The organism is Acidimicrobiia bacterium (assembly GCA_018057765.1).
Lineage (GTDB): Bacteria > Actinomycetota > Acidimicrobiia > IMCC26256 > JAGPDB01 > JAGPDB01.
Map to the genome: position 1 here is coordinate 58,343 of JAGPDB010000008.1, position 7,840 is coordinate 66,182.

Below are 7,840 nucleotides of genomic sequence, written 5' to 3' on the forward strand. Positions count from 1 at the left end.
AAACCTACTTTGCCTTCTCTAGTATCTCTACTAAGCGCCAACGTTTTGTTGCAGACAAAGGTCTAGTTTCGCCAATGCGAACCTTGTCACCTTTACCAGCTTCGTTGTTCTCATCATGAACATAGAATTTCTTTGTTTTAAGTTGAGTTTTACGGTACTGAGGATGAGGCTTACGATAAGTAACAGTAACAACTACTGTTTTATCCATAGCGTCAGAAGTTACGACACCTTCACGAACTTTTCGTGATTTGCGTTCTTCAGTTTTTATCTCTTCTTTAGCTGCCATTATTTAGCTCCTGCTTCTGCTTTAACATCATCTCTCGGTGATGCTAATTCACGTTCACGCATAACTGTTTCTACACGTGCAATAGTTTTTTTCAATTGTGGAATCAGGTTATGCTTTTCTAATGATCCAGTTGCATTTTGAAAACGTAGATTAAAAAGTTCTTCTTTTACATCTAAGAATTTTGTTAACAATTCAGCATCGTTAAGTTCTCTAAGTTCTGAACTAAACATTATTCACCATCCTCACGCAATATAAAACGTGTTCTTAAAGGAAGTTTATGCATAGCTAAACGCATAGCTTCACGAGCAACTTCTTCGCTAACGCCAGAAAGTTCAAACATAACTCGTCCCGGTTTAACTTTACAAACCCAACTCTCAACATTACCTTTACCTTTACCCATTCGAGTTTCAGCAGGTTTGTGCGTTATTGGTTTATCAGGAAAAATATTGATCCAAACTTTACCACCACGTTTGATATAACGAGTCATAGCAATACGAGCAGCTTCAATTTGGCGAGATGTTACATACGAACATGCCATAGCTTGAATACCAAAGTCACCGAAATTCATTTCGGTTCCACCTTTTGCTAGACCGCGCATACGGCCACGCATTTGTTTACGATATTTTGTTTTACGAGGCATCAACATAATTAATCATCTCCTCTGAAATGTGGAGTTTCGTGGTTATCTTTTTTAGTACGCTTTTCAATATCTTCTTCTTCTTGAAGACGACGTTCTAATTCTGGATCAGCTTCACCTACAAGAGATTTATTCTCGTCAACAATATTGTCTAAAGCAGCAATTTTATCAACTTCTACTTCTTGTACAACAACAGATGGTTTACGCTTTGCGCCACCGGATGAGATAATTCGCTTTGGTGCTTCACCTAATGCTTCACCAGAGGTTTCTCCTGTAGCCATTTTTGCTTCAACAGAAATTTTATCGTCATTGCTGACTTTATAAGGAACAATGTCGCCTTTATAAATCCAAATTTTTACACCAACAAGACCAGTTGTAGTTTCTGCACCAACAGCACCGTAATCAATATCAGCACGCATTGTATGAAGAGGAACTCTTCCTTCACGATACCATTCGCGACGAGCCATTTCAGCTCCACCTAAACGTCCTGAACATTGGATTTTAATACCAAGTGCTCCGGCTTTAAGTGCAGTTTGAACGGCACGTTTCATGGCACGACGGAAAGATACACGACCAGCAAGTTGATCAGCAACACCTTGAGCTAATAACATAGCGTCTAGCTCAGGATTTTTAATTTCTTGTACATTTAGTTGTGCTTTTGGGTTACCAGAAATTTTTATTAAAGCACGACGATGCTTGTCGATTTCAGAACCTTTACGACCAATAACAATACCTGGACGAGCAGTATAAAGATCGATGCGGATTTTATCTCCACTTCTTTCAATTTCAATACGACTTACAGCAGCATGGCTAAGTTCTTTTTTTAGATAAGCACGAATTTTAGAATCTTGGATTACATTCTCAGTATATTCAGTACCAGAAGCAAACCATCTAGATTTCCAATCGGTTGTATAACCAAGACGAAAACCGTACGGGTGAATTTTTTGACCCATTATTTGTCGCCTTCTTTCTTTTCAGTCTTTTCAGCTTTAGGGGCAGCTTTTTTAGTAGCTGGTTTCTTCTCAGCAGCTTCAGTATTCTTTTCCGTAGGCTTCTTCTCTTCTTTAGTTTCAGCTTTATCTTCTTTTTCAACTTTTGCTTTAGCCGCAGGTTTCTTCTTAGTGACTGGTGCTGAATCTTTTGCTGATTTAGAATCATCCGCCGTTGCGACTGGATCAGAAGCTTTAGCTTCTGCATTCGCAGGCGCTGATGATTCTTCAGCAGCATCTAATTCTTCAGCCTCAAGCGCGGTTGCTTTTTCAGCCTGCTTTGCTTTTGAAGCTTCGGCACGACGACGACGTTGTTCACGAGCATTCGCAGCACCAGTACCGGATTCTTTAGTTGCTTTAAAAGCAATTGCTTCATCGGCTTTACGTTCTAAAACAATAGTAATGTGACACATACGCTTACGGATAGAAGAAGCACGTCCACGAGCACGAGGCTTGAAGCGTTTCATTGTTGGACCTTCGTCAACAAATATTTCTTTAACCATTAACTCTTCACCTGGGATGTTTTGATTGTGAGAAGCATTTGCCATAGCGCTATTAAGAAGCTTTCCAACTTCCTCTGCAGCACCACGATTACAAAGCATTAAAATGTTTTGTGATTCTTCAGCATCTTTACCACGAATCAAGTCTGCAACTTGGCGAACTTTATAAGCTGAACGACCAATATATTTAACAACAGCACGTGTTTGAGGACGTTCAGTTTCAACGAGTCTAGAAGTAGCCATGATTAGCGTCCTTTCTTTTCATCATTTTTGTGTCCTTTGAAAGTACGAGTGTGTGCGAACTCTCCAAGTTTGTGTCCAACCATTGATTCACTAACAAAAACCGGAACATGTTTGCGTCCATCATGAACAGCCATAGTGTGTCCAACCATGTCAGGAATAATTGTTGATCTACGAGACCAAGTCTTAATAACTTTTTTTGTACCAGCTTCATTTTGAGCTTCTACTTTTTCAAGTAGATGGTCATCAATGAATGGTCCTTTTTTAGCACTACGTGTCATTTAATTACCTTCTCGCTGTACGTGAACGACGTCGACGCACGATCATAGAATCTGACTTTTTACCCTTATGACGAGTACGGCCTTCAGGCTTACCCCAAGGAGAAACTGGGTGACGACCGCCACTAGTTTTACCTTCACCACCACCATGTGGATGATCAACAGGGTTCATAACAACACCACGAACGTGAGGTCGTTTACCTTTCCAACGGTTTCGTCCAGCTTTACCAATTTTGATAAGACCAAATTCTGCATTACCTACTTCACCAATTGTTGCGCGACAATCAATCAATACACGTCGCATCTCAGTTGATGGAAGACGAACAGTTGCAAAAGAACCTTCTTTAGCAACAAGTTGAACACTAGCTCCAGCGCCACGAGCCATTTTGCCGCCAGCACCTGGTTTTAGTTCAATATTGTGGATGACGGTGCCGACAGGGATATAACGAAGAGGTAAAGCATTACCAACTTTAATATCTGCTTTCGGACCTGATTCAACACTTTGGCCAACTTCAAGATCTTTTGGAGCAATAATATATCGTTTTTCTCCATCACTATAATGAAGAAGTGCAATACGAGCATTACGGTTTGGGTCATATTCGATAGCTGCAACTTTTGCAACGATTGAATCTTTGTTTCTTGTGAAATCGATTATACGATATTTCTGCTTATGTCCACCACCGCGATGACGAGAAGTCATACGACCATACGAGTTACGTCCGCCAGTACGATTCTTTTTAGTTAAAAGAGCCTTTTCTGGTTTCGATTTTGTTATTTCATCAAAAGATGAAACACTTTGGAATCGACGTCCTGGGCTCGTTGGTTTTCTTTGTCTGATAGCCATCTTATGCTCCCAAAACTTCTATAGAGTCGCCATCTTTTAAAACTACGACTGCGATTTTTTTATTCGAGCGTTGACCCCAAGTACCAGTTTTACGATCACGCTTTCTTTTACCACTACGGTTATGAGTACGTACATCTTTTACTGTTACATTAAATAGAGCTTCAACTGCCTGACGAATTTCGATCTTGTTTGCTGTTGGGCTTACAACGAATGTATAAAGACTTTGGTCGAAACCTGCATAGCTTTTTTCTGAAACTACAGGAGCAATAATCACATCACGAAAGCGTGCAATATTACGTGCTTGGCTTAATGCTTTTTCAGATACTGTATTTGTAGTAGCCATTATTTTGCACCTCCATCTTTAGTAGATTCGGTCATAGATTTAACTCCAGCGTCAACAATGTCTTCCATGGATAATTCGCCATTTAGGTCTTTGTCAACAAAAGCTAAGTCTGTATGCTCACCTTTAAACATTGAAATAGTTAATTCGATTGTATCTTTAGAGAAGATAACAATGTCACTACAAAGTACATCATAAGCATTTAGTTCATGAATAGAAATAAGTTGAACTTGGTCGCCAATGTTGCGTAGTGAAAGCCAAACGTTTTCTTGAACTTTATCGACAACAACCAATACTCTTGGAAGTCTTTCATTTTTATCTTCTGAGCGAACACCAATATTTGTTAATACTTTTAAAGCGTCTTTAGTTTTTGGTGCTTCTAAATTCCAATTATCAATAATGATAATTTTATTTTCTATCGCACGATCACTAAGAGCTTGCAATAGTGCAGCGCGGATCATTTTCTTCGGAGTCTTTTGATTATATTTACGAGGCTTAACTGCATGAGTCATTCCACCACCACGCCAGATTGGCGAACGTGATGAACCGGCACGAGCATTACCAGTACCTTTTTGAGCCCATGGTTTTTTACCGCCACCGCTAACTTCACTTCTTGTTTTAGCACTTTGAGTACCAGCACGAGCTGCAGCTAGTTGTGCGAGAACCACTTGGTTCAATAAAGAAATATTTGGTTCCTTATTAAAGAACTCTTCAGGTAGTTCGAATTTAGCTCCGTCTTTACCTGCTGATGTTTTCATTGTTATATTCATTTGGACACCTTCTTAAGTGGTGCTTTAACAGCGCTGCGAATAAATACAACAGCACCTTTTGATCCAGGAACAGATCCTTTTATAAGCAGTACATTACGTTCTGCATCTGCACCAACAATTTTTAGATTTTGTGTAGTAATTTTGACTTGACCCATGTGTCCAGCCATTCTCTTACCTTTAAAAACACGACCTGGTGTTGCACATGCTCCAATAGAACCTGGTGCTCGGTGATGTTTGTGATTACCGTGAGATGCGCCTTGACCCTTAAAGTTGTGACGTTTCATACCACCAGCAAAACCATGACCTTTAGAAATTGCACTTACGTCAATTGTTTCGCCAGCTTCAAATTGTTCAACTGAAATAGACTGACCTAATTCATATTCTGAAATATCGCCAACACGAATTTCAACAAGTTTTCTTGCTGATTCAATTCCTGCAGCTTTAAGATGACCTTTTTCGCCACCAGAAATATTCTTTTCTTTTTTCGATCCCATTGCTAATTGAATCGCACTATAGCCGTCGCGTTCATTAGTTTTGATTTGCGAAATATGACAGGGATCACATTTGATAACAGTTACCGGAATAACTTTATTGTTTTCGTCCCAGAGTTGAGTCATTCCGACTTTTACTCCAAGCATGCCTTTTGAGTTCATGACATTGGCTCGTTTCTTTGTTGTTTAGCCCAGTGGGCGTATTACGGGCTTATCTTTATCTGGATTTTGCCAGATAATTCTTGTTGTGTACCGACTTTCGTTGGGCACACTAACGCTCCGATAGCGGACTGTTTACACTTTTAAATTCAAGTGCAACTTATGCTCGGAGCGAAGTTAGTTTTGTTGTACGGTTCCAATTTCTGGTTATTTCCAGTGGCCTTTACAAACTTCGTTTAATTTTTATTGTGTAATCATTTCTGATTTATACAAGGAGATATATATTAGGCTAAATGAAGGACATTTGGCTAATTGAAGAATATATTAATCATATTATATAAATATCGATTAAATTTTGCGTTCGAATTCAATATGGATCACAAATCATTATTTATTAACTTAAAAATAAGAAGTACCATTTCAAGTTCCTATAAGCGAATCTCCTGATATTGATAATACGCAATGATCAGAATACCAAGTTGTTGAATTATCGACAGAATATCCAGTATTTATATCTTTATATTGTTAGAGGCACGTCTTAGAATACGTTTTTGAGCACAACAATATAATCATGCATATGACGCAAGTATATAAGGGTAAACGAATGCTGCTAATTAAAATTTATTATGCAGTTTGGATTTTAATTTCGATATTTACACCTGCAGGTAAATCAATTCTCTGAAGAGATTCAATAGTTTTAGGTGTTGGTTCGAGAATATCTATTAGACGTTTGTGGATTCTCATTTCAAAATGTTCACGAGCATCTTTATCTGCGTTTGGAGATGTTGTTACTGTGTAGCGGTGCTTTTCAGTTGGCAAAGGTATAGGACCGACAATTTTTGCACCAGTACGAGAAGCTGTTTCCGTAATTTTTTTTGTTGATTGATCAATTAGTTCATGATCGTAAGCTTTGATACGGATACGTATTTTTTGGTCTTGCATTTTAATTCCTATATTCCCTTGTCAAGTAGCGGCTAATAATTTTAACTGATTTGAAGTCAAAATTGTTAAGAGAAATAGTATAACTAAAAACTACAATTGACACAACTCGAGTCGTACATAGTTGTTAACTTTATAGTTAACAACTATGTATTTAATTTATCAAATTAATTAAATACCCATTGCTGGAGTATTAGCAACAAGATTATAAGCTCCGAAGAAATCGTCAACTTGCGCACTTGCTTGTGGGCTAAGAGCTGTGGCTCTAGTTGTCAAAGCACTTGTCCCTAATTGCTCTGCGCCTGGAGATGAGAGCACATCCATAGCTTTAGCTGATTCCGGAATATTCCTGGTATCTGGACTTATAGCGCCCAAAATTGACTCTTTTAAATCCATTCCGTGAACTTTTAATCTAGCAAATGAAGATTGTACTGCTTCACTTGCATCACTAAGTACGTTCCCAAATACACGAGCTTTTGGTGACGCAACATATCCAAGGGTACCTGTGCTTGATCCTGTACGGGCACTTACGAGTTGTCTGGATTTTCGACTACTTGCTAAACATATAGCACCACCAACTAACACCAAAGCTGCTGCTGTAGATAGGAGTGAGTTCGTAAAATATGAACCAGTTTTAGCCAATTCTAAAGGTGGCTTTACAGGTGTAGCATGTGGTGTTGGAGCAACGCGCTTCATAACTGGTGGAGCTGGTGCTGGTGGAGCTTGCGGTGCTTGTGGAGCTTGTGGAGCTTGTGGAGCTTGTGGAGCTTGTGGAGCTTGCGGAGCACGTGGAGCAAAAGGTTGTATTGGTTGGACCGGAGCTGGACTTGGAGGAGTACTACTTGGAGGAGTACTACTTGGAGGAGATGTACTTGGAGGAGTACTACTTGGAGGAGATGTACTTGGAGGAGATGTACTTGGAGGAGTACTACTTGGAGGAGATGTACTTGGAGGAGATGTACTTGAAGGACCAGATTGTTCTGTACCATCACCTATGTCTGTCGGTGCGTCAGGATCAGGAATTGGAGCGTCTGTACCGACTTGTTCCTCGGGTGGTAACGACATCGTTGGCCCTTCTGGTTCGGTATTGCTTGTTACACCACCAGGTAATGTACCTACAGTCTCAGGATCCGGACTAGTACTATCACCGACGACAGTAACGTCAGTATCACTATCACCTATTACCGGCGAGAGAGGAGCTGTATTGCCATCTGTTGAAGGTGCATCACTTACTACTGGAGCATCACTTACTACTGGAGCATCACTTACTACTGGAGCATCACTTACTACTGGAGCATCACTTACTACTGGAGCATCACTTACTACTGGAGCATCACTTACTACTGGAGCATCACTTACTACTGGAG

General features: G+C 39.8%; 12 protein-coding genes. All 12 read right to left on the minus strand.

Annotation, left to right across the window (positions count from 1 at the left end):
* Positions 1–4 precede the first annotated feature (4 nt).
* Positions 5–286, minus strand: a complete 282-nt coding sequence (rpsQ, locus tag KBF89_04255; GenBank protein MBP9115535.1) for a 30S ribosomal protein S17 — start codon at positions 284–286, stop codon at positions 5–7.
* Positions 286–516 (minus strand): 50S ribosomal protein L29, encoded by a 231-nt coding sequence (rpmC, locus tag KBF89_04260; GenBank protein ID MBP9115536.1) that lies wholly within the window; start codon positions 514–516, stop codon positions 286–288. Before rpmC ends, rpsQ begins: the two co-directional genes overlap by 1 nt.
* On the minus strand, positions 516–932 hold the full coding sequence (rplP, locus tag KBF89_04265) for a 50S ribosomal protein L16 (protein MBP9115537.1): 417 nt from the start codon (positions 930–932) through the stop codon (positions 516–518). The genes rpmC and rplP overlap by 1 nt, the downstream gene beginning before the upstream one ends.
* Positions 933–934: 2 nt before the next feature.
* A complete protein-coding gene (gene rpsC, locus KBF89_04270) occupies positions 935–1,876 on the minus strand; it encodes a 30S ribosomal protein S3 (GenBank protein ID MBP9115538.1) in 942 nt (313 codons plus the stop codon).
* On the minus strand, positions 1,876–2,655 hold the full coding sequence (rplV, locus tag KBF89_04275) for a 50S ribosomal protein L22 (GenBank protein ID MBP9115539.1): 780 nt from the start codon (positions 2,653–2,655) through the stop codon (positions 1,876–1,878). Before rplV ends, rpsC begins: the two co-directional genes overlap by 1 nt.
* Before the next feature lie 2 nt (positions 2,656–2,657).
* Positions 2,658–2,933, minus strand: coding sequence for a 30S ribosomal protein S19 (gene rpsS / locus KBF89_04280; GenBank protein ID MBP9115540.1), 276 nt, complete (start codon positions 2,931–2,933; stop codon positions 2,658–2,660).
* A 4-nt stretch (positions 2,934–2,937) separates the two neighbouring features.
* Positions 2,938–3,774, minus strand: coding sequence for a 50S ribosomal protein L2 (gene rplB, locus KBF89_04285; protein ID MBP9115541.1), 837 nt, complete (start codon positions 3,772–3,774; stop codon positions 2,938–2,940).
* 1 nt (position 3,775) lies between these two features.
* Positions 3,776–4,117: a 50S ribosomal protein L23 gene (rplW, locus tag KBF89_04290; GenBank protein ID MBP9115542.1), complete on the minus strand. Its 342-nt coding sequence runs from the start codon at positions 4,115–4,117 to the stop codon at positions 3,776–3,778.
* Positions 4,117–4,884: a 50S ribosomal protein L4 gene (gene rplD / locus KBF89_04295; GenBank protein MBP9115543.1), complete on the minus strand. Its 768-nt coding sequence runs from the start codon at positions 4,882–4,884 to the stop codon at positions 4,117–4,119. The genes rplW and rplD overlap by 1 nt, the downstream gene beginning before the upstream one ends.
* The gene (gene rplC / locus KBF89_04300) at positions 4,881–5,537 is read right to left on the minus strand and encodes a 50S ribosomal protein L3 (protein MBP9115544.1); all 657 of its coding nucleotides are present in this window, start codon (positions 5,535–5,537) and stop codon (positions 4,881–4,883) included. The genes rplD and rplC overlap by 4 nt, the downstream gene beginning before the upstream one ends.
* 621 nt (positions 5,538–6,158) lie before the next feature.
* On the minus strand, positions 6,159–6,476 hold the full coding sequence (gene rpsJ, locus KBF89_04305) for a 30S ribosomal protein S10 (GenBank protein MBP9115545.1): 318 nt from the start codon (positions 6,474–6,476) through the stop codon (positions 6,159–6,161).
* 168 nt (positions 6,477–6,644) lie between these two features.
* Positions 6,645–7,840 (minus strand): hypothetical protein (locus KBF89_04310; protein ID MBP9115546.1); only part of this gene is annotated, 1,196 nt, incomplete at its 5' end.